This is a genomic window from Paracoccus tegillarcae (assembly GCF_002847305.1).
Lineage (GTDB): Bacteria > Pseudomonadota > Alphaproteobacteria > Rhodobacterales > Rhodobacteraceae > Paracoccus > Paracoccus tegillarcae.
Genome location: NZ_CP025408.1, coordinates 699,038 through 724,407, shown reverse-complemented (window position 1 = coordinate 724,407; position 25,370 = coordinate 699,038). Strand labels below are relative to the sequence as shown.

Genomic DNA, 25,370 nt, shown 5'->3' with positions numbered 1-25,370 from the left:
ACCATGGCAAAAACCATCGTCGTCAAGCAGATCGGCTCGCCGATCCGCCGCCCCGCCATTCAGCGCGCAACGCTGAAAGGTCTGGGCCTGAACAAGATGAACCGCACGCGCGAGCTGGAAGATACCCCGGCGGTCCGCGGCATGGTCGCCAAGATCCCGCATCTGGCCGTCATCATCGAAGAAAAAGGCTGAGCCCTCGGGCCAACCTCGTTAAACGACCAGACGCCCCGCTATTCGCGGGGCGTTTTCGTATTCCGGTGCTCTTGGGCTTGACCTTTGCCGCGTCCGAATGGAACCTCGACTGACATTGGGCCAGAAGGAAAAGACGATATGAAAGCGGCAATCAGCATTCTTGGTATGACACTGGCCCTCGCAGCCTGCGATGCCCCCACCAGCAGCGGCAATACCCCAGCCACGGCGTCAACGATCCGGGTCGCCGCCAATGAGATGCAGGTGGACACCTTGGCAGGCGGTGCCTTTCAGGGTCGCGCCGGTTCGGCCTGGACCGAGGCGGAAATTGCGACGCAGGTCGCCAGTCTTGAATGTTCAGGCAGAAAGCCAGCAACCATCACGGTGGCCCCCGCACAGGGCGGCTTCAGCTTTAGCGGTCGTTGCTAGGCATTCCAGAGGTCTGCCTGCAGACGGATCAGGGCATCACGAATTCGACGCCGGGCAGCACCGCAATCTCTGCGGTGTCTGCGTGATATTGTTGCGTGATCTCGTCCACCATTTCCTGCGTCCAGCCGGGTAAAGAGACCTCTTCGTTGATCTTGGCGGGCATTGCATGGGCGGCAAGATGCTCGATACAGATATCGCGCCGCGCGGCGATGGTCAGTTGATCGCGCCCGGCCAGCGATTTTTCCAGACGGGCACTGCCCTCGGGGCTGAGCAGTTCATAGACAAAGCCAAGACCGTCCTTCAGCGCCGCATCGGTAGGCATCTGTGCGATCAGGCGGATGATTTCAGGCCAGATCAGCGGCGAATCTTCATGCCGCCACAGCACCAGGCGCCGTCCCTGCAGGCTGTTGACGATCCTCTGGATCGTTGGTGCCCAACGCAGCTTGGACAGTTCGACATCCTGCACCATCAACTCGAAATTGCGGGCCGGGGACAGCATCATCAGCGATTGTAGCAGCGTCACCGGGTTTTTCAGCGCCAGAAAGAACTCGGTTTCCGAACTGGGAAACAGATTGGCCATCGCGGCCATGCGATTTGCAATGCCCGGATAGAGACCCTGCGGCGTGACCGCCTTGGACATCGCGCCCAGAAACCCCGGCATGGAACACAGCACCCGCTCTGGGTCGTCGCTGGACAGGATCGCGTCCAGCATGATCTGTTCCATTTCAGGCGTTGCGCTGCCGCCCTGCAAGGCCGTCAGTGCCTCGTCAAAGACCCCGCGCAACCTGTTTGGCGTCAGCACCTCTGTGTGATTGGCATGCATCCAGTCGCGATTGTTCAGCAGTGTCTTGACCATTCGGTCATCATCGGTGCCATGCACTCGCATGTGATAGACGATCTGCATACTCTTGTGGCCTGCTCGTTTTTTTCCGACGTTCGGCGCACCTTAGCCACCATTTATGGACAGGGGAACCGCTTTGCGGTATCGGGCGCGGATGAATGACAAGCGCAGATCGCCCTCCGGTACCGAGACCTTGCGTCAGGGCTCTGGCTGGGGCTGGTCGCTTGCCGCGCTGCTGATTGCTGCGCTGGTGCTGATGCCGGTGCTGGCGGTGGTGTGGATGGCCTTTTCACCCAGTGAGAATATCTGGCCGCACCTGCTGTCCACGACCTTGCCGCGCTATGCGGCCAACACGCTGATCCTGGCGCTTGGCACGGGCATTCTGTCGGCCGCAATGGGCACCGGGGCTGCATGGCTGGTGTCGATCTTTGATTTTCCGGGGCGGCGCGGTCTGGAATGGCTGTTGTTGCTGCCGCTGGCCGTGCCGGCTTATATCGGTGCCTATGCGCTGGCCGATTTCCTGGATTATTCCGGGCCCGTCCAGATCGCCCTGCGCGAGACCTTTGGCTGGACCTCGGCACGCGACTATTGGTTCCCTTCGATCCGGTCGCGTTGGGCGGCGGTGCTGGTGCTGTCAGCGGCGCTCTATCCCTATGTCTACCTGCTGACACGTGCAGCGCTGCACGAGCAGTCGGCCAGTGCATACGAGGTGGCGCGCGCGCTAGGCAGCGGACCGTGGAAGCTGTTTCGCCGCGTCGGCCTGCCACTGGCGCGGCCCGCCATCGTTGCAGGTTCGGCGATTGCGATGATGGAAAGCGTGGCCGATTATGGGGTCGTCAGCTATTTCGGGGTGCAGACGCTGAACACCGGCATCTTCACCACCTGGCTTGAGGCGCGAAATGCAGGCGGCGCAGCACAGATCGCCTGTGTCATCCTCGCGGTCATCGCGCTCTTGGCAGTGTGGGAACGTGTCAGTCGCAACAAGGCCCGCTATCACCAAAGCGCGCGTCAGCAACGCCCGGTCATTCGCCAGCGTCTGACCGGCCTGTCCGGCTGGCTGGCCTTTGCTGCCTGCGCGATCCCCTTTGGGCTGGGCTTTGTGCTGCCGGTGGCGGTGATCGGCAGCTATGCCCTTTCCTATCCGCAAGGCTGGGTGACGCCGGGGTTGGGGCAGGCGCTGTTGCACACGCTGTCGCTCGGCTCGCTTGCGGCCGTGCTGTGCGTCGGGCTGGCGCTGATCATGGTTTACGGCGTCAGGCTGTCGAACCGGCGCCTGCCAAGGATGCTGCTGCCGGTGACCACCATCGGCTATGCCGCGCCGGGCGCGGTGCTGGCGGTCGGCATCCTGATCCCGCTGGCGGCCCTGGATCACCGGGTGGCGGATGGCTGGCTGGCGCTGACCGGCACCGATCCGGGCCTGCTGATGACGGGTACCGGGTTTGCCATTGTGCTGGCCTATATCGTGCGCTTCTTTGCCATCGCGCAGGGCGCTGTGGACGGTGCGTTCACGCGCATCTCTCCCTCTCTGCCGATGGCGGGCCGGTCCCTTGGACGCGATTCGGGCGGCGTGCTGCGTGATGTCATGTTGCCCCTGATGCGCGGCTCAATCGGGTCGGCATTGCTGCTGGTCTTTGTCGATTGCACCAAGGAGTTGCCGGCGACCCTGCTGTTGCGACCGTTCAACTACGAGACGCTGGCCACACGGGTCCACGAAAAGGCCAGCCTCGAGGATCTGGGCAATGCCGCGCCGGCGGCACTGCTGGTCATGGCAGTCGGGCTTGTGGCCGTTGCCTTGCTGGCACGTGCGAACCTTGGCTTGCGCAAGGCGCCGTCTCGCGCTATCGGGTCTGGGTCGGCGCCGATGGCGCAATGATGGGCCGGTTTAGCTCAGCAGGTAGAGCAGCTGATTTGTAATCAGAAGGTCGCGGGTTCGATTCCTGCAACCGGCACCATTACCCCTCTGTGGCGCGCGGCATAGCTTGCGGCTTTTCAAGCCATGTTTCCGTATTTGGCTGTCAGATCGCCGCTTGCAGTGCGTTGTTGCCGTCTGCACAGGCAGAGAATGCGGCTGTCGGATCGAGGGAACGAGCCATCGTCTGGCGGGCGAAAGCGGGCTCGCGACGGTGCGGCGCAGCCCCAGCAGTTCTGGCGGGTATCGGGCATCTGCGGTTCAGCCTGGCAGGACAAACCGATTTTTCACCGAAATGCATACCGCCGCGAAGACCTGGTCTGATATGCAAAATCTGACAAGGGGGCGTATCTGGCTGGGGTCAAGCGTTACCCAGATGTAAAACTATCGTGCGATAATCGTAAAACCTCTGGTCGCATTCCTGTATAGGGCAGCTGTTTTATCAGGAAATTTGGCACTCCAATACGGCAAACATAGTGCAATCGGCACTTTCTCTGGTCCCCGTTGCCCCTTGACCGTCAATCGCCCTTTCGCTAGGGACCGCCGGTGCCCTTTTTGGGCAGACGACTCAACAACCAAGAAACGCCGTGTCCGCTCTATCTTCGCTTCGGGGGCGCGTCCGGCAAAGGAGAAGCGATATGAAACTGCATGAAATTCGCGACAACGATGGCGCGAACCAAAAGAAAAAACGGGTTGCACGTGGTCCCGGCTCTGGCAAGGGCAAGATGGCTGGCCGTGGTATCAAGGGTCAGAAATCGCGTTCGGGCGTTGCGCTGAACGGGTATGAAGGCGGCCAGATGCCGCTGTACCGCCGCCTGCCCAAGCGCGGCTTTACCGCACCCAATGCCAAGAAATTCGCCGTTGTGAACCTGGGTCAGATCCAGACGTTCATCGATGCGGGCAAGCTGGACGGCAAGGCTGACGTGACCGAGGATGCGCTGGTCGCATCGGGTCTGGTTCGTCGCAAGCTGGACGGTATCCGTCTGCTCGCAAAGGGCGAATTGAAGGCAAAACTGAACATCACCGTTGCCGGCGCGTCGAAAACTGCGGTCGAAGCGGTTGAGAAAGCTGGCGGCAAAGTGACCCTGCCGGCCGCGGCTGCCGAATAAGCTGTTGAAGGGCGCGCCTGCGCCTCATAGATAACAGCTTGGGTTTTCCATGGCGCCGCCGACCGGGAAACGGTTCGGCGGCGCTGTCATGACACGGGACGGATAATATGGCGTCAGCCGCAGAACAGATGGCCGCGAACCTTTCATGGGGTGCGCTTGGCAAGGCCACGGAACTTCGCCAGCGCATCTGGTTCACAATCGGTCTGCTGATCATTTATCGCCTTGGCACCTATATTCCGGTGCCCGGTATCGACGGTGGCGCGCTGCGCAACTTTATGGAGCAGGCCCAATCGGGCATCGGCGGCATCATGTCGATGTTTACCGGCGGTGCACTGGGCCGCATGGGCGTCTTTGCGCTGGGGATCATGCCCTATATCAGCGCCTCGATCATCGTTCAGCTGATGACCGCCATGGTTCCGGCGCTGGAACAGCTGAAGAAAGAGGGCGAGCAGGGCCGCAAGAAGATCAACCAGTACACCCGCTATGGCACCGTGGCACTGGCGCTGTTCCAGGCTTACGGGCTGGCGCGCAGCCTTGAGGCCGGCGGCCTGGCACATGATCCGGGCCTGTTCTTCCAGGCCTCGGTGGTGATCACGCTGGTCGGGGGTACAATGTTCCTGATGTGGCTGGGCGAGCAGATCACAGCGCGCGGCATCGGCAACGGTATCTCGCTGATCATCTTTGTCGGCATCGTGGCCGAAATTCCCGCTGCTCTGGCGAATTTCTTTGCGCAGGGCCGGTCCGGCGCGATCTCGACCCCGGTGATCCTGGGTGTGATCCTGATGGTCATTGTGGTGATCGGCTTTGTCGTCTTCATGGAACGCGCCCTGCGCAAGATCCATATCCAATACCCCCGCCGACAGGTCGGGATGAAGATGTATGACGGTCAGTCCTCGCATCTGCCGATCAAGGTCAACCCGGCGGGTGTTATTCCGGCGATCTTTGCCAGCTCGTTGCTGCTGCTGCCGGTGACGATCTCGACCTTTTCGGGCAATGAGACGGGTCCTGTGATGTCGACGCTGCTGGCCTATTTCGGGCCAGGTCAGCCGCTGTATCTGCTGTTCTTTGCGGCGATGATCATCTTCTTCACCTATTTTTACACGCAGAATGTCAGCTTCAAGACGGATGATGTGGCCGACAACCTCAAGAACCAGGGCGGCTTTGTGCCTGGTGTGCGCCCGGGCAAGCGGACCCAGGAATACCTCGACTATGTGGTCAATCGTATCCTGGTCATCGGTTCGGTCTATCTGACCGCCGTCTGTTTGCTGCCCGAAATTCTGCGCAGCCAGTGGTCGATCCCCTTCTACTTTGGTGGGACTTCGGTTCTGATCGTGGTGTCGGTAACGATGGACACCATCAATCAGGTGCAAAGCCATCTGCTGGCACATCAATACGAAGGCTTGATCGAAAAGTCGCAATTGCGTGGCAAGCGCAAGGACGGGACGAAAAAACGGCGGGGGCCTGCCCGCCGCTGATCGACGAACAAGGAAAACCGGCCGAGGGGGACCGACCATGACCATCAATATCATTCTTCTGGGGCCGCCGGGTGCAGGCAAGGGTACGCAAGCACGCCGGCTGGTCGAAGAGCGGGGGATGGTCCAGCTGTCCACTGGGGACATGCTGCGAGAGGCCCGGAATTCGGGCACCGAGATGGGCAAGCGCGTGGCCCAGGTCATGGATCGGGGCGAGTTGGTGACCGATGAAATCGTCATCGGCCTGATTCGCGAAAAGCTGGCCGGCGGCGGCAACGGTTTCATCTTTGACGGCTTCCCGCGTACGTTGGCGCAGGCAGACGCTCTGGCGGATCTGCTGGACGAAGTGGGTCAGCCTCTGGACGCGGTGATCGAGATGCGCGTCGATGACGAGGCGCTGGTCAACCGTATCACCAAGCGTTTTACCTGCGGCGATTGCGGCGAGGTCTATCACGACGAGACCAAGCCCACGGCCAAGGATGGCGTCTGTGATGTTTGCGGTTCAAGCGATCTCAAGCGGCGCGCCGACGATAACGAAGACAGCCTGAAGACCCGGCTGCTGGAATATTACAAGAAGACCTCGCCTCTGATCGGTTACTACTACGCCAAGGGCAAGCTCAGCACCGTCGATGGCCTGGGCGAAATCGATGCCGTGGCGGGCGAGATTTCCGGCGTTCTGGACAAAGGCTGACACGCGGTCGCGGCGTTTCCGGCCCGCGAGCGGCATCTGCCGCGTGCGGGCCTTGACGTTTTCTGTCTTGACCACTATTTGCAGGCATCTCGAAAGAGAATCACCCAATTGACGGGTGGCCCATAGACCGGCCCGAAGGCTTGGCTTTCGGGCCTTCCGTTGTGAAAAAAGGTTCCGGTATTACGGAACCGCAACCAGGAAGGAAAAACGCGTGGCTCGTATTGCTGGCGTCAACATCCCGACGGGGAAGCGTGTCCCCATCGCACTGACTTACATCCATGGCATCGGTTCCATGTATGCCCACCAGATCATTGAGGCCGTCGGCATCGACCCGTCGCGCCGTGTCAATGAATTGTCGGACGCAGAGGTTCTGCAGATCCGCGAATTCATCGACGCCAACCTGACCGTCGAAGGCGACCTGCGTCGTGAAACGCAGATGAACATCAAGCGCCTGATGGATCTGGGTTCGTATCGTGGCCTGCGTCACCGCCGGAACCTGCCGGTTCGCGGTCAGCGCACCCACACCAATGCCCGCACCCGCAAGGGCCCGGCCAAGCCAATCGCTGGCAAGAAGAAGTAAGGGGGGCATAGATTATGGCACGCGATACTCGTCGTACAAAACGCAAGGTTTCCAAGAACATCGCCACCGGCGTTGCTCATGTGAACTCGTCGTTTAACAACACCAAGATCCTGATCTCGGACGTGCAGGGCAACGCCATCGCATGGTCGTCGGCTGGCACCATGGGCTTCAAGGGCTCGCGCAAATCGACCCCCTATGCCGCACAGATGGCCGCAGAAGATGCGGGCAAGAAGGCACAGGAACACGGCGTGAAAACGCTGGAAGTCGAAGTGCAGGGCCCCGGTTCGGGCCGCGAATCGGCTTTGCGCGCGCTGGCAGCTGTCGGTTTCAACATCACGGCCATCCGTGACGTTACCCCGATTGCCCATAACGGTTGCCGCCCGCCCAAGCGCCGCCGGGTCTGATCCCGACTATCATTATCCGGGCCGCGCGTTGCGATGCGCGGTTCGGGCTTTTTCGTTTTTTCACCTCGGGCGTTTCCAGCCTTGGTCATGGGCCGGAAACAAGAATGGAGGCAATCCATGATCCATAAGAACTGGGCAGAACTGATCAAGCCGACGCAGCTTGACGTCAAGCCGGGCGCTGACGCGACCCGCACCGCGACCGTGGTCGCCGAACCGCTGGAGCGCGGCTTTGGTCTGACCCTGGGCAACGCGCTGCGCCGTGTGCTGATGTCGTCGCTGCAAGGCGCGGCCATCACCAGCGTGCAGATCGACAACGTGCTGCATGAATTCTCGTCCGTCCCCGGCGTGCGCGAAGACGTCACCGATATCGTCCTGAACCTGAAGGGCGTGACCCTGAAGATGGACGTTGACGGCCCCAAGCGCCTGACTCTGGCCGCAAAAGGTCCGGGCGAGGTCAAGGCTGGCGACATCCAGGAAACCGCTGGCATCACCATTCTGAACCGCGATCACGTCATCTGCCATCTGGATGACGGCGCTGATATGTCGATGGAACTGACCGTTGCCAATGGCAAGGGCTACGTCGCCGCCGACAAGAACCGTCCCGAGGATGCGCCAATCGGTCTGATCCCGATCGACGCGATCTTCTCGCCGGTCAAGCGTGTCAGCTACGAAGTCACCCCGACCCGCGAAGGTCAGGTGCTGGACTATGACAAGCTGACGATGAAGGTCGAAACCGATGGTTCGCTGACCCCGGATGACGCCGTGGCTTATGCTGCGCGCATCATTCAGGACCAGCTGTCGGTCTTTGTGAACTTCGAAGAGCCGGAAGCGGCCCGTTCGCAGGACAATGATGACGGTCTGGAATTCGATCCGCGTCTGTTGAAGAAGGTGGACGAGCTGGAATTGTCTGTCCGTTCGGCAAACTGCCTGAAGAACGACAACATCGTCTATATCGGCGACCTGATCCAGAAGACCGAAGCAGAGATGCTGCGCACGCCCAACTTTGGCCGCAAATCCTTGAACGAGATCAAGGAAGTGCTGTCGGGCATGGGTCTGCATCTGGGCATGGACGTGGTCGATTGGCCGCCCGAAAACATCGAAGACCTGGCCAAGCGTTTCGACGACCAGTTCTGATCAATCGCGGCGGGGCTTCGGTCCCGCCGTCACGACCGGGCATTCCGCCCCAAGGAGAGCGGCCCGCACGCATGGGCTGCCGGACAAAGCAAAACGCTGAATAGGAGATTACAATGCGTCACGCTCGCGGTTATCGCCGCCTCAACCGTACCCACGAACACCGCAAGGCGCTGTTCGCCAATATGTCCGGCTCGCTGATCGAGCACGAACAGATCAAGACCACGCTGCCCAAGGCCAAGGAATTGCGCCCGATCGTTGAAAAACTGATCACGCTGGCAAAGCGCGGCGATCTGCATGCGCGCCGTCAGGCACATTCGCAGCTGAAGCAGGACAAGCACACCGCCAAACTGTTCGACGTTCTGGGCGAACGTTACAAGGACCGTCAGGGCGGCTATGTCCGGATCATGAAGGCCGGCTTCCGTTATGGCGACATGGCGCCCATGGCGATCATCGAACTGGTCGACCGCGACCCAAGCGCCAAGGGTTCCGAAGATCGTGCCCGCGTCGAAGCCGAGGCGAATGCCGCTGACGACTAAGCGTCACGCATGGATGAGATCGACCCCGTAGCGGATGCTGCGGGGTCTTTTTGTGGCGAATCGCTAAACGGGGCGGCTACGACCATAGTCTGATAAATGTGTCTTTACGCTGCGGCACACGGCTAAACAGCTAGGTTGCAAGCGGTTTCATTTGAAAAAACAATTGATGTCTTGTTAACCTTTTCAGGTTAAACACTTCAGCTAGGCTACTTTAACGTTGACCGTAATGGTTACAATTTGTCTAAAAGGTTATGTCTCCCAGAGCTGATATCAATGCCGCGTTAAGAACGCTTAACCGTCTGACACCCGTTGGGTATTTTGTCGGACTGCATATCCGTTTTGCCGCCCCCCTGATGCAGTTCCAGACATATCCCGAGCAGTGGTCCGAATTTTATTCATCAAATGGCTATGCGCTTCGCGATCCGACGATCGCCTGGGGGTTTTCGACGACCGGAGCATGCCGTTGGTCCAACTTGCCAGTCCCTGATCCGTTCAGCATTCTCAAGGATGCGGCTGACCACGGGCTCGTTTACGGGCTGACGACATCGCATGGCCCGATTTCTTCGCGAACGATCGCCAGTTTTGCGCGCGATGACCGCGAATTCACGGATGACGAGATCCAGGAGATCTCGACAACGGTACGACGGCTTCATTCGATCACGGAGCCGCCGGCGAGTCTGACAAAGGCTCAAAAAGAGGCCCTTCGGTGTATTGCGGAGGGCGATCGCCATGCGGCAGCGGCTGCCAAACTTGGCATCACTGAAAGTGCGTTCAAGGCACGGCTTATTTCGGTACGGGAAAGGTTGATGGCCCGCACCACTGCCGAGGCACTTCAGAGAGCCAAGGAATACCGTTTGCTTTAGGCGTCGCTCATGAGGGTTCGCAACACATCGGGTACGAGGGTCATTAACCCCAGGAGTTGCACCGATGCAGACGACAACGCTTTCATTCTCCAACCTTCACAATCACGGTGAACTATTCGCCAATCTTTTCCGGGCTCGACGACAAAGCTTTATCGTCCAGAAGAACTGGAAACTGCCGGAAGACGAGGGCATGGAGTTCGACCAGTACGACACGCCGCAAAGCCGGTGGGTCGCGATCCATGATCTTGGGCAGGTCATGGCCGGCTTTCGCCTGACGCCGACCACGGCGCGCTGCGGGATCTATTCCTACATGATTCGCGACGCTCAGCAGGGCATACTTGGCGGGACCATTCCCCAGGATCTGCTGTATGAAACCGCGCCGCAGGATGACCAGATCTGGGAATGCACGCGCGTTTTCGTGAATCACAACGTTCCGCAGCAGTTTCGGCGCGGGGTTCACACCCAGATGGTCGACGCGATGACCATCACCGCACGCGAGTTGGGCGCATCACGCCTGATCGCATTGACTGCGGGCAACTGGCAGCGCTGGTACGGTCGTTGCAAACTGACGGCCGATGCCATCGGTCCGCGGCTGGAAATCGACGGCGGTCACTTCCAATGTGTTTCGATCGACCTGACTGCCAAGCTGCACTGAGCAAGGATTTGGATACGAATTCTTGGGGGCTGTTAACGTCATGGCGCGCGGCGTAAAGTCAGTGCGCCATGGCAGACCTGTTCGACAACAATCGCGAAAGCGAACGCCCCGAGACGACGGCACCACGCCCGCTGGCCGATCGCATCCGGCCGCGGCGGCTGGATGAGGTTATCGGTCAGGAACACGTGCTGGCCGAGGACGGTCCGCTTGGCGCGATGCTTCGTGCCGGCAGTCTGTCATCACTGATCCTTTGGGGGCCGCCCGGTGTGGGCAAGACCACCATCGCCCGGCTTTTGGCGGATGCGACGGACCTGTCATTTGTCCAGATCAGCGCGATTTTCACCGGTGTTCCCGACCTGCGCAAGGTGTTCGATGCCGCCAAGCTGCGTCGTCAGCAAGGGCGCGGAACCCTGTTATTCGTCGATGAGATCCACCGCTTTAACAAGGCGCAGCAGGACGGCTTTTTGCCCCATATGGAGGATGGTACGATCCTTCTGGTCGGGGCCACGACCGAGAACCCGTCATTTGAACTGAATGCGGCGCTGATGTCGCGCGCGCAGGTCATTGTGCTCAAGCGGTTGGAGCTGGCCGATCTTGAGCTGATGGCGCAGCGCGCGGAACGTGAACTGGGCCGCAAGCTGCCCCTGACGGCCCAGGCGCGCGAGGCGCTGCTGGAAATGGCCGACGGCGATGGCCGTGCCTGCCTGAACCTGATCGAACAGGTCATGGCCTGGAAGACGGCTGACAAGATCGGGCCGGACACACTGGCACAGCGGCTGATGCGGCGGGCGGCGAAATACGACAAGTCGGGCGAAGAGCATTTCAACCTGATATCGGCGCTGCATAAATCGGTGCGCGGCAGCGACCCCGATGCGGCGCTTTACTGGTTTGCGCGGATGCTGGAGGGCGGCGAGGACCCGCGCTATCTGGCCCGGCGCATCACCCGGATGGCGGTCGAGGATATCGGCCTCGCAGATCCGGCAGCCGCGCGTCACTGTCTGGATGCCTGGGCGATGTATGAACGCCTTGGCAGCCCCGAAGGTGAACTGTCGCTGGCGCAGGCGGTCATTTACCTGGCGCTGGCCCCTAAATCCAACGCCGGCTACGTGGCCTATAAGGGCGCACGCGCCGAGGCCAAGCGCACCGGCAGCCTGATGCCCCCCGCCCATATCCTGAACGCACCCACCAAGATGATGAAGGATCAGGGTTATGGCACCGGCTATGCCTATGACCACGACGCCGAGGACGGATTCAGTGGCCAGAACTATTTTCCCGACGGCATGAAGCGGCCCGTCCTTTACAGCCCCGTCGAACGCGGCTTTGAACGAGAGCTGAAAAAGCGGCTGGATTGGTTCGTGGCGCAGCGGCTAAAGCGTGGCGGTTGACTTTGGTCAAGCGCGGGCACAGGAACACGCCATGATGAACCCATTCCTACAAGTCGCCATTGGCGGCGCCATCGGTGCCACAGCGCGCTATGCCACCTATCGTGCCATCGGCGCCCACAGCCCGGGATTTCCCGTTGCCACGGGCGTCGTGAATGTCCTTGGCAGCTTTGTCATGGGTGTGCTGGCAGCGCTGATGGCGCATCGCATCGGCAACCAGTATGCGCCCTTGCTGCTGACCGGTGTGCTGGGCGGATTTACCACGTTTTCCGCGTTCTCGCTGGACGCCCTGACTTTGTGGGAGCGCGGCCAGACCGCCGGCGCTGCGATCTATGTCGTCCTGTCGGTTGTGCTGGCTTTGCTGGCGGTGATCGCAGGGCTGATTGTCGGTCGGGGGATTTGGGCATGAGCGGCGTACAGACCATTCGCATCGGCGACGACGAGGGCGATCAGCGGCTGGACCGTTGGCTGAAAAAACGGTTTCCGCAGCTGACGCAGGGCTCGGTCGAAAAGATGTGCCGCAAGGGCAAGGTGCGGGTGAATGGCGGTCGCGTCAAGGCGAACACACGGATCGAGACGGGTCAGGAGGTGCGCGTGCCACCCTTGCCCGAAGATCATGCGCCGCAGGCTCATGCGCGGCCTTTGATCACGGACAGTGATGAAAGCATGATCCGGCAGGCGGTGATCTGGAAGGACCAGCATATCATCGCGCTGAACAAGCCGCCGGGCCTGCCTTCGCAGGGTGGCAGCGGGCAGGGCAACCGCCATGTTGACGGCCTCAGCGAGGCGCTGAAATTCGACTATAAGGAACGGCCCAAGCTGGTGCACCGGCTGGACAAGGATACCTCTGGCATCCTGTTGCTGGCACGCACCGACCGGGTCGCGCGCAAACTGTCCGAGGCGTTCCGCTCGCGGGCGACGCGCAAGATCTATTGGGCCGCCGTGGCCGGCGTGCCCAGCCCGCGCATGGGTACGATCCGCTATGGTCTGGTCAAGGCGTCTGGTCATGGCCGTGCGGGCGAGGGCGAAAAGATGGTTGCGGTGCATCCCCGCGACATCGACAAGACCGACGGTGCCAAGCGCGCGACCACCGATTATGCGGTGATCGAGGGGCTGGGCGGCCGTGTCAGTTGGGCCGCGCTGGTGCCGATCACCGGGCGCACGCATCAGCTGCGCGCGCACATGGCGGAACTGGGACATCCCATCATCGGGGATGGCAAATATGGCGGTTCGGGTCAGGAAAACCTTGGCGATGGCTGGGGATCGCAACTGGGCGGTGAAATCAGCCGCAAGCTGCATCTGCACGCCCGCCAGATCGGTTTCGAGCACCCGATCACGGGCGAGCGGATCACGCTGACCGCGCCGCTGCCGGATCACATGGCGCGCACCTGGAAAACGCTTGGCTGGTCGCAAAACGATGCGCCGGCTGATCCGTTCGAGGATTTTGAATGAAGCTGTTCGTCTTTGACGTCGACGGCACGCTGGTCGACAGCCAGCACCATATCCACGCGGCCATGACACAGGCGTTTCAGGCCGTTGACCTGCCGCCGCTGGCCTTGTCGCAGGTCGTGCAGATCGTCGGTTTGTCACTGCCCGAGGCGATGGCCGTGCTGGCGCCGACGCAGGATGCCGCAACGCAGGCCCGGCTGGTGCAGGAATACAAGAACGCCTTCAACCGTGCCAGAATCACTGAGGACGCGCCGCTATATCCGGGTGCGCTGGATTGTCTTGATGCCTTGGCCGCAAGGGACGACTGGCTGCTGGCCGTGGCGACCGGCAAGTCGCGGCGCGGTTTGCACGCGATGATCGAGGCGCATGGCCTGCAGGGACGCTTTGTCAGCCTGCAGGCGGCGGACGACCATCCGTCAAAGCCGCATCCTTCGATGCTGCTGGCCGCACTGGCCGAAACCGGTCTTGGCCCCGAGGACGCAGTGATGATCGGCGATACCAGCTTTGACATGCAGATGAGCCGCGCAGCAGGCATGGCAGGCTTTGGCGTCAGTTGGGGCTATCACGACGATGCGCTGCTGACAGAGGCGGGGGCACGATTGATCGCCACGGATTTCAACCATCTGACCGACGCGCTGAAAGGCTGGGCGGCATGACCGAATGGAAGGCGCGGCGCTTTTGGAAACAGGCGACGATCCGGGATACCGGCGCGGGCTATGAGATCTTGCTGGAAGACAAGCCGGTCCGCACACCCGGCAAGCTGCCCTTGTTGCTGCCGACCGAGGCGCTGGCGCGCGCGATCGCCGAGGAATGGGATGCACAAGAGGACGTGATCGATCCACATTCGATGCCACTGACCCGCGCGGCCAATTCGGCCATCGAAAAAGTGGCACCGCAATTCGATGCGGTGGCCGATATGCTCTGCGCCTATGGCGGCACAGATCTGCTGTGCTACCGCGCCACCGAGCCAGAGGATCTGATCGCGCAGCAGGCACAGGGCTGGGATGGGTTGATCGACTGGTCCGCCACGCATCTGGGTGCTCCGCTGCGCATCACGCAGGGGGTCATTCCCATCGCGCAAGATCCCGAAGCGCTGCGGCGTTTGCGCCTGCGCATCGGCCAGCTGGATCCTTTCGCCCTGACCGCGCTGCATGATCTGGTGACGCTGCCGGGATCGCTGGTCCTGGGACTTGCCGTTCAAGAGGGCAGGCTGACCGCAGAAGAGGCATTCACGCTGTCGCGACTGGACGAAGAATTCCAGGCACAGCGATGGGGCCGCGACGAAGAGGCCGATGCCGCAGCCAGCAATCGCAGGCAAGCGATGCGTTTGGCAGAGCAATTCTGGCATTTATCGCGTCAAAGTTGACAGACGCTGCGTCGGGACCTTCTTCCTTGACGTAGTGATATGTATCGGCACAATGTCGCCTATGGACTGGGATGGTCGACCCGCAGGGTTGACTGTTTTGTCACATGTAAGCCGGCGGTGCCGATAAGCGCGCCCCGGTAATCCAACAGAGAGGATATTATGAAAAGATCCGTATTTCTTGGCTCCGTTGCAGCATTTGTCGCTGCAAGCGGGGGCGCTGCACTGGCCGCCGAAGGCGACACGCTGAAGGCTGTGCAGGATCGCGGCGAACTGATCTGCGGCGTCAACACCGGCCTCGTCGGCTTTGCCGCCCCCGATGCCAGCGGCAATTGGACTGGCTTTGATATTGCCATCTGCAAGGCCGTTGCGGCCGCCGTGTTGGGTGACCCGAACAAGGTGAAATACGTGCCGACCACCGGCCAGACGCGCTTTACCGCGCTGTCGTCGGGCGAGGTGGATGTGCTGGCACGCAACTCGACCTGGACTTTCTCGCGCGATACCGACCTCGCGCTGGATTTCATCGGTGTCAACTATTACGACGGTCAGGGCTTTATGGTGTCCAAGGATCTGGGCGTGACCTCGGCCAAAGAACTGGACGGCGCGACCATCTGCATCCAGACCGGCACCACGACCGAGTTGAACCTGGCTGACTATTTCAAAGCCAACAACATGGCCTACCAGCCGGTGAACATCGACAGCAACGCCGAAGGCGAACAGCAGTACATGGCTGGTGCCTGCGATGCCTACACGACGGATGCGTCGGGCCTGGCCGCAACTCGCGCAGCCTTTGCCGATCCAGAAAACCATGTGATTCTGCCCGAGATCGTCTCGAAAGAACCGCTTGGGCCCGCAGTGCGTCATGGCGACAACAACTGGGGCGACATCGTCCGCTGGACGCTGAACGCGCTGATCGCGGCCGAGGAATACGGCGTCACCTCGACCAATATCGAGGAACTGGCCAGCAATTCCGAAAACCCGGAAGTCCAGCGTTTGCTGGGTTCCAGCGATGATCTGGGCGCGATGATCGGCCTGGACAAGGATTGGGCCAAACGCGCTATCATGGCCAGCGGCAACTATGGCGAGATCTTCGCCAAGACCATCGGCGAAGAAACCCCGATCGGTCTGGCCCGTGGTCTGAATGCGCAATGGACCCAGGGCGGGCTGCTTTACGCGCCGCCCTTCCGCTGATCCTGATCGGCTGAAAAAACGGTTGCGCGTGGCCAAGGTCACGCGCAGCCGAACAGAATAAAAACCCGGGCAGTTTACGACGGCAAAAGCCGCAGCTCTGGGAACAGGGGATCTACATGTCAGATATACCGGCACCGGCGCATCAGCCGTTCCGTTTGAGCATGCTGCTCTATGATCGTCGCTACCGGTCGATGACGATCCAGGTTGTGGTGTTTATCCTGGTCATGGCCGCAGGCTGGTGGCTGGTCGACAACACGATCCGCAACCTTCAGGCGCTGGGCAAGGACTTCAATTTCGGCTTTCTGTTCCAGCGCTCGGGCTATGATATCGGCTCGCCGCCGATCCCTTATAACTCAGATGACACGCATCTGCGGGCCGCAGTCGTCGGCCTGCTGAATACGGTCATCATTTCGATCCTGGGCTGCATCGCGGCGACCTTTCTGGGCACCGCCGTCGGCATTGCGCGCCTATCGAACAACTGGCTCTTTGCGCGGCTGATGACCATCTATGTCGAGATGTTCCGCAACATCCCGCTGCTGCTGTGGATCCTGATCGTCTATGCGCTGCTTACTGAGATCCTGCCCGCACCGGCGGCCTATCGCGGTGAGGATCCGGAATGGAGCAAGATACTGTTTGGCAATGTTGCGCTGACCAACCGATATACCGCAATCCCATCGATTGGCTTGACCAACGATCCCGGCATGCTGGATCTGGGTTTTCGTATCATGATCAACTGGGCGACCATCGCCTTTGCCGTTGTACTGATCGGCGGCTGGTTGGTGCGGCGCGTGGTGCTGAACCGGGCGCAGGCCGCGCAGGACCGCACGGGCGAACGGCCAACGACCTGGTGGATCAATCTGGCCATCATGACCGTGCCGTCGCTGCTGCTGATCTGGTACTTCGGCCTGCACCTGATCCAGCCCGAACTGACCGGCTTTAACTTTTCCGGCGGGCTGAACCTGCAAAACGGCTTTGTCGCGCTGTGGCTGGCGCTGACGCTGTATACCGGGGCGTTCATCGCCGAGATCGTCCGTGCCGGCATTCTGTCCGTCAGCAAGGGTCAGACCGAGGCCGCGTTTGCCTTGGGATTGCAGCCCAACCGGACGATGAACCTGGTTATCCTGCCACAGGCGCTGCGGGTGATCATTCCGCCGCTGACCTCGCAGTACCTGAACCTGACCAAGAACAGCTCACTCGCCATAGCCGTCGCCTATATGGATCTGCGCGGCACTCTGGGTGGTACCACGCTGAACCAGACGGGCCGCGAGCTTGAGGCGATCCTGCTGATGATGCTGATCTATCTGGCGCTGAGCCTGCTTATTTCGGCGGGGATGAACGCCTTTAACGCCCGCGTCAAACTGAAGGAGCGGTAAGATGAGCGAGATGCACGCCGAAACCGTCCCCTTCGTCCGCGACACCATGATCCCGCCGGCGCAACCGCCGGAACTGCAATCCGGTGCTGTCAAATGGCTGCGCGCGAACCTGTTTTCGGGGCCGGTCAATACCGCGCTGACATTGCTGGGCGTGGCGATCATCTGGTTCCTGTTCAGCCATTTCTGGGACTGGTTCGCCCATTCCGTCTGGAATGCGGGCAGTCTGACTGAATGCCGCCAGATCATCGCCGAGCGGTGGGGCGAGGGCTCTCGCGGGGCCTGCTGGGCTGTGATCCGTGAGCGCTGGCATCAGTATATGTTCGGGTTCTATCCGCCGGAACTGCATTTCCGCCCGGTCATGGCCTTTGGATTCCTGATGGTCGCGCTGGCCCCGGTGCTGTTTTCCGAAACCGTGATTATCCGGCGCAACGTGCTGATCGTGACCACCGTCGCCACACTGCTGCTGATGTTTCTGCTAAAGGCGCCGATGGTCTGGATGGTCTTTGCCGCGGTCATCCTGATCGGTTCCGTGATCCTGGCCGAGCGCCGGGTAAGCCGCCTGCTGGTGTTTTCGTTCCTCTATCCTTTGCTGGGCGTGTGGCTGCTCTGGGGCGGCTCGCTGTGGGGGCCGATCATGGTGCTGGTCGCGCTTGGGTTGGGCTGGGCGGCCTGGCGGCTGCTGGTCGGCTTTTCGCCGCTGCTGGCGATGATCGCTGGCGTGTTGGTGACGCTGGGCCTGTGGCTGTTCGCCGTCGGACCAGCGGCCAGCGATGCACGATCCCTGCTGGCGCTGTCAATCATCCCGGTCGATTCGGACCAGTTCGGTGGGTTCCTGTTGTCGATCACCATCGGGGTCGCGGGCATCGCGCTGTCGCTGCCCATGGGGATCGTTCTGGCACTGGCGCGGCGTTCGGACATGTTTCTGGTACACACGCTGGCGGTGGTCTTTATCGAGTTCATCCGCGGCGTGCCCTTGATCACCCTGCTGTTCGTCGCCTCGCTGTTGCTGAACTATTTCCTGCCGCCGGGAACGAATTTCGACATCATCCTGCGGGTCATCATCATGGTGACGATCTTCGCCGCCGCCTATATGGCCGAGGTGATCCGGGGCGGTCTGGCTGCCCTGCCGCGCGGACAATACGAGGCCGCTGATGCTCTGGGGCTGGACTATTGGCGGGCGCAACGTCTGATCATCCTGCCGCAGGCGCTAAAGATCAGTATCCCCGGGATCGTCTCGACCTTTATCGGCATGTTCAAGGACACCACGCTGGTGGTCTTTGTGGGCCTGTTCGATCCCTTGAAGGGCGTGTCAGATTTCGTCCGTGCCGACATCAACTGGAAGGGCATCTATTGGGAGCCCTACATCTTTGTCGGGGCAATCTTCTTTATCATCTGCTTCAGCATGTCGCGTTACTCCATGTATCTGGAGCGCCGGCTGCAACGCGACCATCGTTAAGGACTGATCCATGAGCGAATCCATCACCCGCGAAATCAACCGCAGCCACATGCAGGTCAGCGACGAGATCGCCATCGACATCCGCAACATGAACAAGTGGTTCGGCACCTTTCACGTGCTGCGCGACATCGATCTGACGGTCCACAAGGGCGAGCGTATCGTCATTGCCGGCCCCTCGGGGTCGGGCAAATCGACGCTGATCCGTTGCATCAACCGACTAGAGGAACATCAGTCGGGGCAGATCGTCGTCGATGGCATCGAGTTGACCGGCGATATCAAGAATATCGACAAGGTGCGCTCTGAGGTTGGCATGGTGTTTCAGCACTTCAACCTGTTTCCGCATCTGACGGTGCTGGAAAACTGTACGCTGGCACCGATCTGGGTGCGCAAGGTTCCGAAGAGGCAGGCCGAGGAAACGGCAATGCATTTTCTGGAAAAGGTCAAGATCCCGGAACAGGCCAGCAAGTATCCCGGCCAGTTGTCGGGCGGGCAGCAACAGCGCGTCGCAATCGCCCGCAGCCTGTGCATGCAGCCGCGCATCATGCTTTTTGATGAACCGACCAGCGCCCTTGATCCCGAGATGATCAAGGAAGTGCTGGATACAATGATCCAACTGGCTGAAGAAGGCATGACCATGCTGTGCGTCACCCATGAGATGGGTTTTGCACAGGCTGTCGCCAATCGGGTGATTTTCATGGATCAGGGTCAGATCGTCGAGCAGAACACCCCGACCGAATTCTTCAACAATCCCAAATCCGAACGGACCAAGCTGTTCCTCAGCCAGATCCTGGGCCACTAAGAGCCCGCACTGCGGCAGGGGCGGTGTGCCCCGCCGCCAGACGGGGCTTTTGCGGATTATCGTCGCCTTGCTGAACGGGCGATCAGTCGCGTCCGTCGGGGCGGATGAAGTCCATCACACTGCCATCGCCGGGGCGAATATCCTTCCAGTCGTCGATCTGGAAGTCGACGACAAGCGTCGCGCAGGTGGGATAGCGTCGGAAATCCGGGTCCAGCGGCGGACGCGCGGGCAATTGCGCCGCAAAGCTGGCAATGCCGGGATTATGGCCCACCATCATCACCGTAGGCTGGGTTGCGCTTTGCAGGACCTTCAGCATCCGCTCGGGGCTGGCATGGTAGAGCGATTGCTCCATCCTGATGATCGGGCGCACCTCTAGCGGCGCACCTGCGATCTTTTCCCAGGTTTCCTGCGTGCGGCGCGCGGTCGAACACAGAACCTCTTCGGGTTCATAGCCGCGGCTGGCCATCCAATCGCCCAGCTCGCGCGCGGAACGGCGTCCACGATCATTCAGCGGACGGTCGTGATCGTCCAGTGATGGGTCATCCCACGCCGATTTCGCATGGCGGGTCAGGATCAAGCGGCGGTGGCCGGGTGGTGTGGTCATGGGTGGAATTGCCTCATATGCCAGGCGGATTGCTGAGGCAGCCTGCCACAGCCTTGACTGATCGGGCAAGCCCGTCTGACACCGCAACCCTGTGACATGCAGTCTTTTTTGCCAGATCGGTCCAGCCAGTCATGACAGCGCGCAACCTGATAGGCGGGTGTGAACGCGTCGGCGGGACAGGCCGACAGACAGGGTGCAGGACAGGTTTCGCAGGGGCTGGGTGTGTCGTGGGCCCCGGCGGGCAGGGTGACCGCCAGCGCATTTGGCAGGATGATCGCGCCGCGAAAACTGGCGAACAACCCCATTCGGTCATGCACCAGCATCCCGACCGGTGATTGCCAAAAGCGGCCGCTGGCCAGTGCCCATTGGACGAAATCGGGGTAGGGTGGCCCATCCGATGGAAAGACCGCCCTGCCGCCCAGACGTGCCGCCCATGCGCCGATTACCCGCTTGGACCAGCGGTCCATGGGGTCCGGCGCACCGTCGCCGAGTTCCGCAGAAGCGGTAAAGATATCCCAAAAGCCGGGCTCGTCCGGCGAGATCAGCGCAATCGCCGCGTCGCCAATTCGGCAATGGCCAGAGATGAACAGGCCTTCTGGTGCTGCTGTCAGATTACAGCCCACCCTCACCCTGCCGCAGTCCATGAGGGGCGACGCGCGGCGCGGTCGACCGAATCAGGCTGCCCGCGCCATGTTCGGTAAAGAGTTCCAGCAGGCAGGCATGGGGGACACGGCCATCCAGGATAACGACGGCGCGAACGCCTTCGTCAATCGCAGCCAGCGCCGTTTCGGTCTTTGGAATCATCCCGCCAGCGATCTGGCCATCGTTGATCATGGCGCGCACCTGATCGGGATGCATCGCGGTGACAACCTCGCCCGAGGCATCCTTGACCCCCGACACATCGGTCAGCAGCAGCAGGCGATCCGCCTGCAATGCACCAGCGATGGCACCTGCAGCCGTGTCGCCATTGACGTTGAACGTCTCATTATCGGCCATGCCGGTCGCGACGGGCGCGATCACGGGGATCATGCCGGCCTTGTAGAGATCGCGGATGATCTGGATGTTCATCTCGACCGGGCGGCCCACGAAGCCCAGTTCGGGATCGTCGACCTCGCAAACCATCATGTCGTCATCCTTGCCGCTGATGCCGACGGCACGGCCGCCCGCATCATTGATCGCCTGAACGATGCGTTTGTTGACCAGACCCGACAGCACCATCTCGACCACTTCGACGGTTTCCTTGGTGGTCACGCGCTTGCCGCGGACGAAGTGGCTTTCTATGCCCAATCTGCCAAGCAGGTCGTTGATCATCGGGCCGCCGCCATGCACCACGACCGGGTTCACGCCGACCTGCTTCATCAGCACGATATCGGCGGCGAATTCGGCCATGGCCGCATCGTCCCCCATCGCGTTACCGCCGAATTTCACCACCACGACCGCGCCGGAATAGCGCTGCAGATAGGGTAGGGCCTCTGACAAGGTACGAGCGGTGGCGATCCAATCCCGGTTCATTTTCTGCGTTCTCATCCTTTGCCCCTTGATGAACTGCAGCAGGTTAGGGCGGCTTTGCGCCTCAGTCCAGCCCGGCAATGATCGCGCGCAACGTGGCGATGCCCTGATCCTTGTCGGATGAGGTCACGACCAGTTCGGGGTAGGCTGCGGGGTGCTTTTGCAGTTCGGTTTCAACTTGCGCAATGACCGGCTTGATGGCGTTCGGCCCCAGCTTGTCCGCCTTGGTCAGAACGACCTGAAACGGGACGGCCGATCTGTCCAGCAGCTTCATGATATCGTGGTCGACGGGCTTGACCCCGTGACGCGCGTCGATCAGGCAAAACGCGCGGCGCAATGTGGGCCGCCCGGCCAGATAGTTCTTCAGCAGCGCCTGCCATTTTGCGACGACAGCAACCGGTGCTTTGGCAAAGCCATAGCCGGGCAGGTCGACCAGATAGCCATGTTCGCCAAGGGTGAAATAGTTGATCTCTTGCGTCCGGCCCGGTGTGTTGGATGCACGCGCCAGACCCTTGCGGCCAGTCAGCGCATTGATCAGGCTGGATTTGCCGACATTGCTGCGCCCGGCAAAACAGACCTCGGGCCGGTCCGCCGGCGGCAGGCCGTCCATGGCCACGACACCTTTCAGAAAATCGACCGGGCCGGCGAACAGCAACCGCGACGCCTCGGCGTCCTCGGGTGTCGGTTCCGGCGCAACTGGAAAGGCAACCTTCACGACACCACCTCATCGCCAACCGAGATCGCGCCATCGGTCATCACAGTCGCGAAGACGCCGAAATCGGTGTGATCATAAAAACGCTTTAGACTGGCCAGCATATCGCAATCGGTTTCCCCGGTTGTAGCACTGCCCGAAGGGGCGGTGCAGCGGCCGATTGGTTCATCGATGCGCAGTTCGACAGTGCCGATCCGAATGGTCTTGCCCAGCAGGTCGCGTTCGGCGAATTCTGCCCAGCCGTCGACCCAAAGATTACCGCGCCAGCGTTCGACATCCAGCTTTTGGCCCATCGCCTGTTCCAGCGCGGCAAGGCTGGAGAGCGACAGGATCGAGACAAAGGGCTTGGGCTCATCGGTCCAGCCGCTCGGGCTGTGGACCAGCCGGGTCGCGGCGCCTCGGTCATCGGGCCACAGCGGTTGCAGCCAGTCGATCAGCATCTCGCCATCGGTATCAGGGTTGGCGCTGACCTGACCGTGCTCGGGATGGGTCAAATTCAAAACCTCGCCCGACCAACCGCCCTGAACCGCCTGCAACGGGTGGCTTTTCGCGGTGTTCAGAAAGACCGATTTCGGCAGCCAATCCGCATCTGTCTGCCTCTGCGCAAGGCGTTCACCTGCCTCGTGCAAGACGGCCCATTCCCGGTCGCCCGGCAGGCGGCGATGTGCTGAAAGGCTGACCTCGTCCAGATCCTCACCGCCAACCGATTTGACCGGATGGCGGCGGATACGGGCCAGCCTTGCCATCACTTATCGCCTTTTTTGGGCCTTGATGGCATCGAGGATTTGATGTTGCCGAACAGGTCGGGCCGAGAGCCATGCATCGACATGATCGTATATTGCTGAACGATCGTGATGACGTTGTTCGTGATCCAGTACAGCACCAGGCCGCTGGCGAAACCGCCCAGCATGAACATGAAGACCCATGGCATCCAGGCAAAGATCATCTTTTGCGCGGGATCCGTGGGGGCCGGGTTCAGTTTTTGCTGCAGCCACATGCTGATGCCCAACAGGATCGCCAGAACCGGCAGCGACAGGGAGTGCAGCAGCGTGCCTTGCGCAGGCGCATCAAAGGGCAGCATGCCGAACAGGTTCAGAAGGCTGGACGGATCCGGGGCCGAAAGGTCTGTGATCCAGCCGATCCACGGGGCATGGCGCAGTTCGATGGTGACGAAGATCACCTTGTAGAGGCTGAAGAAAATGGGGATCTGCAGCAGCACCGGCAAACAACCCGCAGCAGGATTGACCTTTTCGCTCTTGTAGAGCGCCATCATTTCTTTCTGGAATTTGGCTCGGTCATCGCCAGTACGCTCTTTCAGCGCCTCCATCTGCGGCTGCAATTCCTTCATCTTTGCCATCGAGACATAGGATTTGCGCGCCAGCGGAAAGACGATCAGTTTGAGGATGAAGGTCAGGGCGATGATCGACCAGCCCATATTGCCGATCATGCCGTGCAGCCAATGCAGCACGCGGAAGATCGGCTTGGTCAGGAAATAGAACCAGCCCCAGTCGATCGAATCGACAAAGCGCTGGATGCCGGGGGTCTCTTGATAGCTGTTGATGACCTCCCATTCCTTGGCGCCGGCAAAGAGATAACTGCTGGCGCTGACGGTCGCGCCGGGTGCTGCCGTCTCGAGCGGAAAGCGTGCTTCGGTCTGGTAAATGTCGACGCCCTCGGCGTATTTGGCGACCGCGGTGAAGGACTGGCCCGGTGCAGGCGCCAGCGTCGTCATCCAGTATTTGTCGGTAAATCCGATCCAGCCATTCTCGGCCACGTCGAACAGTTCCGCGCGGCCTTCGCGATCAATCGGCTCGAGATCGGAGATGTCGTCGTAATCCTGCTCGATCAGCTCGCCGTCATGCATGCCGACGAGGCCCTCATGCAGAACGAAGAAATTCTGGGTGTCGGGATAGCCGTGCCGCGCGATGATGCCGTAGGGTGCTGCCGCGAACGCGCTGTCGCCGGTATTTTCCAGCGATTGCGTGACGGTGAACAGGTAGTGGTCGTCCAACTCGAATACGCGGCGAAAGATCTGTCCCGCGCCGTTATCCCAGACCAGCGTAACCGGTTGGCCGGGGGCCAGACGTTCGCCGGATTCAACCTGCCAAGCGGTTGCCGGACCCGGAACCAGTGCGGGATCGGTGCCGGCTGCGGGCATCCAGCCATAAACGGCGTAATAGGGCTTGGCGCCCGTCGTCGCGATTTGCTGGTCTGCACTCGGCGCGGTGGGCGAGAGCAAGCGAACCAGCGGCGACCCATCATCCTGTGTTTCCCGATACTCGCGCAGCAGCAGGTCGTCGATGCGACCGCCAGCCAGAGAGATCGAGCCCGACAGGGACGGCGATTGGATTTCGACGCGATCGGCGGTTGCCGTCGGATCGGTATTGCCAGCCTCGGTGCCCAGGTCAGCGCCACCCGTAGCCGTTGTCGTATCTGCCGCAGGCGTTGCGACGCCGCCGGCCAGGTCCTGACTGATGGTTGCGTCTGGCTGATTGGGCGCTGGTTCGGGTGGGGTCGGGGCGAAGACGGTGTACCAGACCAGAATCACCAGAAACGACAAAACAGTCGCCAGGATGAGATTGCGGTTATTGTCGTCCATTCAGTTTCCACCGTCAGTCGCGTCAGTCGCGCCGGTTCAACAGAAGGGGGGATCAAAGGTCAAGCGGAATCCCATGCAGCGGCATTGCGCCTGGTGCATCTGGCAGGTCTTTTCTCTCTTT

At 60.9% G+C, this 25,370-nt stretch carries 28 protein-coding genes and 1 tRNA gene; 22 read left to right on the top strand and 7 right to left on the bottom strand.

Annotation, left to right across the window (positions count from 1 at the left end):
- The first annotated feature begins 3 nt into the window (after positions 1 to 3).
- Together rpmD and CUV01_RS03665 are read left to right on the top strand one after the other, a co-directional pair.
- Positions 4 to 192 (top strand): 50S ribosomal protein L30, encoded by a 189-nt coding sequence (rpmD, locus tag CUV01_RS03670; RefSeq protein ID WP_101459272.1) that lies wholly within the window; start codon positions 4 to 6, stop codon positions 190 to 192.
- A gap of 138 nt (positions 193 to 330) precedes the next feature.
- Positions 331 to 618, top strand: a complete 288-nt coding sequence (locus tag CUV01_RS03665) for a hypothetical protein (protein ID WP_101459271.1) — start codon at positions 331 to 333, stop codon at positions 616 to 618.
- A 28-nt stretch (positions 619 to 646) separates the two neighbouring features.
- On the opposite strand, the gene CUV01_RS03660 is transcribed toward CUV01_RS03665, so the two are convergent.
- The gene (locus tag CUV01_RS03660) at positions 647 to 1,522 is read right to left on the bottom strand and encodes a hypothetical protein (RefSeq protein WP_101459270.1); all 876 of its coding nucleotides are present in this window, start codon (positions 1,520 to 1,522) and stop codon (positions 647 to 649) included.
- Positions 1,523 to 1,613: 91 nt separating this feature from the next.
- Between CUV01_RS03660 and CUV01_RS03655 the strand changes: the two genes are divergently transcribed.
- From CUV01_RS03655 to CUV01_RS03560, 20 genes are all read left to right on the top strand, one after another.
- The gene (locus CUV01_RS03655; protein ID WP_101459269.1) at positions 1,614 to 3,332 is read left to right on the top strand and encodes an ABC transporter permease; all 1,719 of its coding nucleotides are present in this window, start codon (positions 1,614 to 1,616) and stop codon (positions 3,330 to 3,332) included.
- A gap of 3 nt (positions 3,333 to 3,335) precedes the next feature.
- A tRNA-Thr gene (locus CUV01_RS03650) sits at positions 3,336 to 3,411 on the top strand.
- Between the two features lie 595 nt (positions 3,412 to 4,006).
- On the top strand, positions 4,007 to 4,477 hold the full coding sequence (gene rplO, locus CUV01_RS03645) for a 50S ribosomal protein L15 (protein WP_101459268.1): 471 nt from the start codon (positions 4,007 to 4,009) through the stop codon (positions 4,475 to 4,477).
- Positions 4,478 to 4,584: 107 nt separating this feature from the next.
- A complete protein-coding gene (secY, locus tag CUV01_RS03640) occupies positions 4,585 to 5,952 on the top strand; it encodes a preprotein translocase subunit SecY (RefSeq protein ID WP_101459267.1) in 1,368 nt (455 codons plus the stop codon).
- A 37-nt stretch (positions 5,953 to 5,989) separates the two neighbouring features.
- Positions 5,990 to 6,640, top strand: a complete 651-nt coding sequence (locus CUV01_RS03635; RefSeq protein WP_101459266.1) for an adenylate kinase — start codon at positions 5,990 to 5,992, stop codon at positions 6,638 to 6,640.
- A 211-nt stretch (positions 6,641 to 6,851) separates the two neighbouring features.
- Positions 6,852 to 7,220: a 30S ribosomal protein S13 gene (rpsM, locus tag CUV01_RS03630; protein ID WP_101459265.1), complete on the top strand. Its 369-nt coding sequence runs from the start codon at positions 6,852 to 6,854 to the stop codon at positions 7,218 to 7,220.
- A 14-nt stretch (positions 7,221 to 7,234) separates the two neighbouring features.
- Positions 7,235 to 7,624, top strand: coding sequence for a 30S ribosomal protein S11 (gene rpsK, locus CUV01_RS03625; RefSeq protein ID WP_101459264.1), 390 nt, complete (start codon positions 7,235 to 7,237; stop codon positions 7,622 to 7,624).
- A gap of 117 nt (positions 7,625 to 7,741) precedes the next feature.
- Positions 7,742 to 8,758 (top strand): DNA-directed RNA polymerase subunit alpha, encoded by a 1,017-nt coding sequence (locus CUV01_RS03620; protein WP_101459263.1) that lies wholly within the window; start codon positions 7,742 to 7,744, stop codon positions 8,756 to 8,758.
- Between the two features lie 113 nt (positions 8,759 to 8,871).
- Positions 8,872 to 9,294 carry a 50S ribosomal protein L17 gene (gene rplQ / locus CUV01_RS03615; protein ID WP_101459262.1) on the top strand — a complete coding sequence of 141 codons (423 nt, stop codon included), beginning with the start codon at positions 8,872 to 8,874 and terminating at the stop codon, positions 9,292 to 9,294.
- Positions 9,295 to 9,545: 251 nt separating this feature from the next.
- Positions 9,546 to 10,157, top strand: a complete 612-nt coding sequence (locus tag CUV01_RS03610; protein ID WP_101459261.1) for a helix-turn-helix transcriptional regulator — start codon at positions 9,546 to 9,548, stop codon at positions 10,155 to 10,157.
- Positions 10,158 to 10,221: 64 nt separating this feature from the next.
- Positions 10,222 to 10,812 (top strand): acyl-homoserine-lactone synthase, encoded by a 591-nt coding sequence (locus tag CUV01_RS03605; protein ID WP_101459260.1) that lies wholly within the window; start codon positions 10,222 to 10,224, stop codon positions 10,810 to 10,812.
- Positions 10,813 to 10,880: 68 nt separating this feature from the next.
- Positions 10,881 to 12,197: a replication-associated recombination protein A gene (locus CUV01_RS03600; RefSeq protein WP_101459259.1), complete on the top strand. Its 1,317-nt coding sequence runs from the start codon at positions 10,881 to 10,883 to the stop codon at positions 12,195 to 12,197.
- A 31-nt stretch (positions 12,198 to 12,228) separates the two neighbouring features.
- A complete protein-coding gene (gene crcB / locus CUV01_RS03595; protein ID WP_101461846.1) occupies positions 12,229 to 12,603 on the top strand; it encodes a fluoride efflux transporter CrcB in 375 nt (124 codons plus the stop codon).
- Positions 12,600 to 13,646, top strand: coding sequence for an RluA family pseudouridine synthase (locus CUV01_RS03590; RefSeq protein WP_101459258.1), 1,047 nt, complete (start codon positions 12,600 to 12,602; stop codon positions 13,644 to 13,646). Before crcB ends, CUV01_RS03590 begins: the two co-directional genes overlap by 4 nt.
- Complete coding sequence (locus tag CUV01_RS03585; protein WP_101459257.1) at positions 13,643 to 14,299, top strand: HAD-IA family hydrolase; 657 nt, start codon at positions 13,643 to 13,645, stop codon at positions 14,297 to 14,299. The genes CUV01_RS03590 and CUV01_RS03585 overlap by 4 nt, the downstream gene beginning before the upstream one ends.
- Complete coding sequence (locus tag CUV01_RS03580; RefSeq protein WP_101459256.1) at positions 14,296 to 15,009, top strand: ATP12 family chaperone protein; 714 nt, start codon at positions 14,296 to 14,298, stop codon at positions 15,007 to 15,009. Before CUV01_RS03585 ends, CUV01_RS03580 begins: the two co-directional genes overlap by 4 nt.
- A 159-nt stretch (positions 15,010 to 15,168) precedes the next feature.
- Positions 15,169 to 16,197 (top strand): amino acid ABC transporter substrate-binding protein, encoded by a 1,029-nt coding sequence (locus CUV01_RS03575; protein ID WP_101459255.1) that lies wholly within the window; start codon positions 15,169 to 15,171, stop codon positions 16,195 to 16,197.
- Positions 16,198 to 16,313: 116 nt separating this feature from the next.
- The gene (locus tag CUV01_RS03570; RefSeq protein ID WP_198731873.1) at positions 16,314 to 17,570 is read left to right on the top strand and encodes an amino acid ABC transporter permease; all 1,257 of its coding nucleotides are present in this window, start codon (positions 16,314 to 16,316) and stop codon (positions 17,568 to 17,570) included.
- 1 nt (position 17,571) lies between these two features.
- Positions 17,572 to 19,026, top strand: coding sequence for an amino acid ABC transporter permease (locus tag CUV01_RS03565; RefSeq protein ID WP_101459253.1), 1,455 nt, complete (start codon positions 17,572 to 17,574; stop codon positions 19,024 to 19,026).
- Between the two features lie 10 nt (positions 19,027 to 19,036).
- A complete protein-coding gene (locus tag CUV01_RS03560) occupies positions 19,037 to 19,825 on the top strand; it encodes an amino acid ABC transporter ATP-binding protein (RefSeq protein WP_101459252.1) in 789 nt (262 codons plus the stop codon).
- Positions 19,826 to 19,907: 82 nt separating this feature from the next.
- Here CUV01_RS03560 and CUV01_RS03555 read toward each other — a convergent pair whose 3' ends face one another.
- The 6 genes from CUV01_RS03555 to yidC form a co-directional block, all read right to left on the bottom strand.
- Entirely contained in the window at positions 19,908 to 20,429 is a 522-nt protein-coding gene (locus CUV01_RS03555) for a SixA phosphatase family protein (RefSeq protein ID WP_101459251.1), read from the bottom strand.
- Entirely contained in the window at positions 20,426 to 21,052 is a 627-nt protein-coding gene (locus tag CUV01_RS03550; protein ID WP_232962485.1) for a ferredoxin, read from the bottom strand. The genes CUV01_RS03555 and CUV01_RS03550 overlap by 4 nt, the downstream gene beginning before the upstream one ends.
- Positions 21,042 to 21,941 carry an acetylglutamate kinase gene (gene argB, locus CUV01_RS03545; protein ID WP_101459250.1) on the bottom strand — a complete coding sequence of 300 codons (900 nt, stop codon included), beginning with the start codon at positions 21,939 to 21,941 and terminating at the stop codon, positions 21,042 to 21,044. The genes CUV01_RS03550 and argB overlap by 11 nt, the downstream gene beginning before the upstream one ends.
- 61 nt (positions 21,942 to 22,002) lie before the next feature.
- The gene (yihA, locus tag CUV01_RS03540; protein WP_101459249.1) at positions 22,003 to 22,653 is read right to left on the bottom strand and encodes a ribosome biogenesis GTP-binding protein YihA/YsxC; all 651 of its coding nucleotides are present in this window, start codon (positions 22,651 to 22,653) and stop codon (positions 22,003 to 22,005) included.
- Positions 22,650 to 23,396, bottom strand: a complete 747-nt coding sequence (locus tag CUV01_RS03535; protein ID WP_232962483.1) for an MOSC domain-containing protein — start codon at positions 23,394 to 23,396, stop codon at positions 22,650 to 22,652. Before CUV01_RS03535 ends, yihA begins: the two co-directional genes overlap by 4 nt.
- Entirely contained in the window at positions 23,396 to 25,249 is a 1,854-nt protein-coding gene (gene yidC / locus CUV01_RS03530) for a membrane protein insertase YidC (RefSeq protein WP_101459247.1), read from the bottom strand. The genes CUV01_RS03535 and yidC overlap by 1 nt, the downstream gene beginning before the upstream one ends.
- Between the last annotated feature and the right edge of the window lie 121 nt (positions 25,250 to 25,370).

What these genes read in the sequence shown, in the direction of transcription:
- CUV01_RS03560 (WP_101459252.1), top strand. Translation starts at nt 19,037, where the DNA reads ATGAGCGAATCCATCACCCGCGAAATCAACCGCAGCCACATGCAGGTC.
- CUV01_RS03570 (WP_198731873.1), top strand. Translation starts at nt 16,314, where the DNA reads ATGTCAGATATACCGGCACCGGCGCATCAGCCGTTCCGTTTGAGCATG.
- CUV01_RS03585 (WP_101459257.1), top strand. Translation starts at nt 13,643, where the DNA reads ATGAAGCTGTTCGTCTTTGACGTCGACGGCACGCTGGTCGACAGCCAG.
- rplO (WP_101459268.1), top strand. Translation starts at nt 4,007, where the DNA reads ATGAAACTGCATGAAATTCGCGACAACGATGGCGCGAACCAAAAGAAA.
- rpmD (WP_101459272.1), top strand. Translation starts at nt 4, where the DNA reads ATGGCAAAAACCATCGTCGTCAAGCAGATCGGCTCGCCGATCCGCCGC.
- CUV01_RS03575 (WP_101459255.1), top strand. Translation starts at nt 15,169, where the DNA reads ATGAAAAGATCCGTATTTCTTGGCTCCGTTGCAGCATTTGTCGCTGCA.
- CUV01_RS03580 (WP_101459256.1), top strand. Translation starts at nt 14,296, where the DNA reads ATGACCGAATGGAAGGCGCGGCGCTTTTGGAAACAGGCGACGATCCGG.
- CUV01_RS03665 (WP_101459271.1), top strand. Translation starts at nt 331, where the DNA reads ATGAAAGCGGCAATCAGCATTCTTGGTATGACACTGGCCCTCGCAGCC.
- CUV01_RS03610 (WP_101459261.1), top strand. Translation starts at nt 9,546, where the DNA reads ATGTCTCCCAGAGCTGATATCAATGCCGCGTTAAGAACGCTTAACCGT.
- CUV01_RS03655 (WP_101459269.1), top strand. Translation starts at nt 1,614, where the DNA reads ATGAATGACAAGCGCAGATCGCCCTCCGGTACCGAGACCTTGCGTCAG.
- argB (WP_101459250.1), bottom strand. Translation starts at nt 21,941, where the DNA reads ATGAACCGGGATTGGATCGCCACCGCTCGTACCTTGTCAGAGGCCCTA.
- CUV01_RS03535 (WP_232962483.1), bottom strand. Translation starts at nt 23,396, where the DNA reads ATGGCAAGGCTGGCCCGTATCCGCCGCCATCCGGTCAAATCGGTTGGC.
- CUV01_RS03605 (WP_101459260.1), top strand. Translation starts at nt 10,222, where the DNA reads ATGCAGACGACAACGCTTTCATTCTCCAACCTTCACAATCACGGTGAA.
- secY (WP_101459267.1), top strand. Translation starts at nt 4,585, where the DNA reads ATGGCGTCAGCCGCAGAACAGATGGCCGCGAACCTTTCATGGGGTGCG.
- CUV01_RS03660 (WP_101459270.1), bottom strand. Translation starts at nt 1,522, where the DNA reads ATGCAGATCGTCTATCACATGCGAGTGCATGGCACCGATGATGACCGA.
- CUV01_RS03565 (WP_101459253.1), top strand. Translation starts at nt 17,572, where the DNA reads ATGAGCGAGATGCACGCCGAAACCGTCCCCTTCGTCCGCGACACCATG.
- rpsK (WP_101459264.1), top strand. Translation starts at nt 7,235, where the DNA reads ATGGCACGCGATACTCGTCGTACAAAACGCAAGGTTTCCAAGAACATC.
- crcB (WP_101461846.1), top strand. Translation starts at nt 12,229, where the DNA reads ATGATGAACCCATTCCTACAAGTCGCCATTGGCGGCGCCATCGGTGCC.
- CUV01_RS03620 (WP_101459263.1), top strand. Translation starts at nt 7,742, where the DNA reads ATGATCCATAAGAACTGGGCAGAACTGATCAAGCCGACGCAGCTTGAC.
- CUV01_RS03600 (WP_101459259.1), top strand. Translation starts at nt 10,881, where the DNA reads ATGGCAGACCTGTTCGACAACAATCGCGAAAGCGAACGCCCCGAGACG.
- CUV01_RS03555 (WP_101459251.1), bottom strand. Translation starts at nt 20,429, where the DNA reads ATGACCACACCACCCGGCCACCGCCGCTTGATCCTGACCCGCCATGCG.
- CUV01_RS03635 (WP_101459266.1), top strand. Translation starts at nt 5,990, where the DNA reads ATGACCATCAATATCATTCTTCTGGGGCCGCCGGGTGCAGGCAAGGGT.
- rplQ (WP_101459262.1), top strand. Translation starts at nt 8,872, where the DNA reads ATGCGTCACGCTCGCGGTTATCGCCGCCTCAACCGTACCCACGAACAC.
- yidC (WP_101459247.1), bottom strand. Translation starts at nt 25,249, where the DNA reads ATGGACGACAATAACCGCAATCTCATCCTGGCGACTGTTTTGTCGTTT.
- CUV01_RS03590 (WP_101459258.1), top strand. Translation starts at nt 12,600, where the DNA reads ATGAGCGGCGTACAGACCATTCGCATCGGCGACGACGAGGGCGATCAG.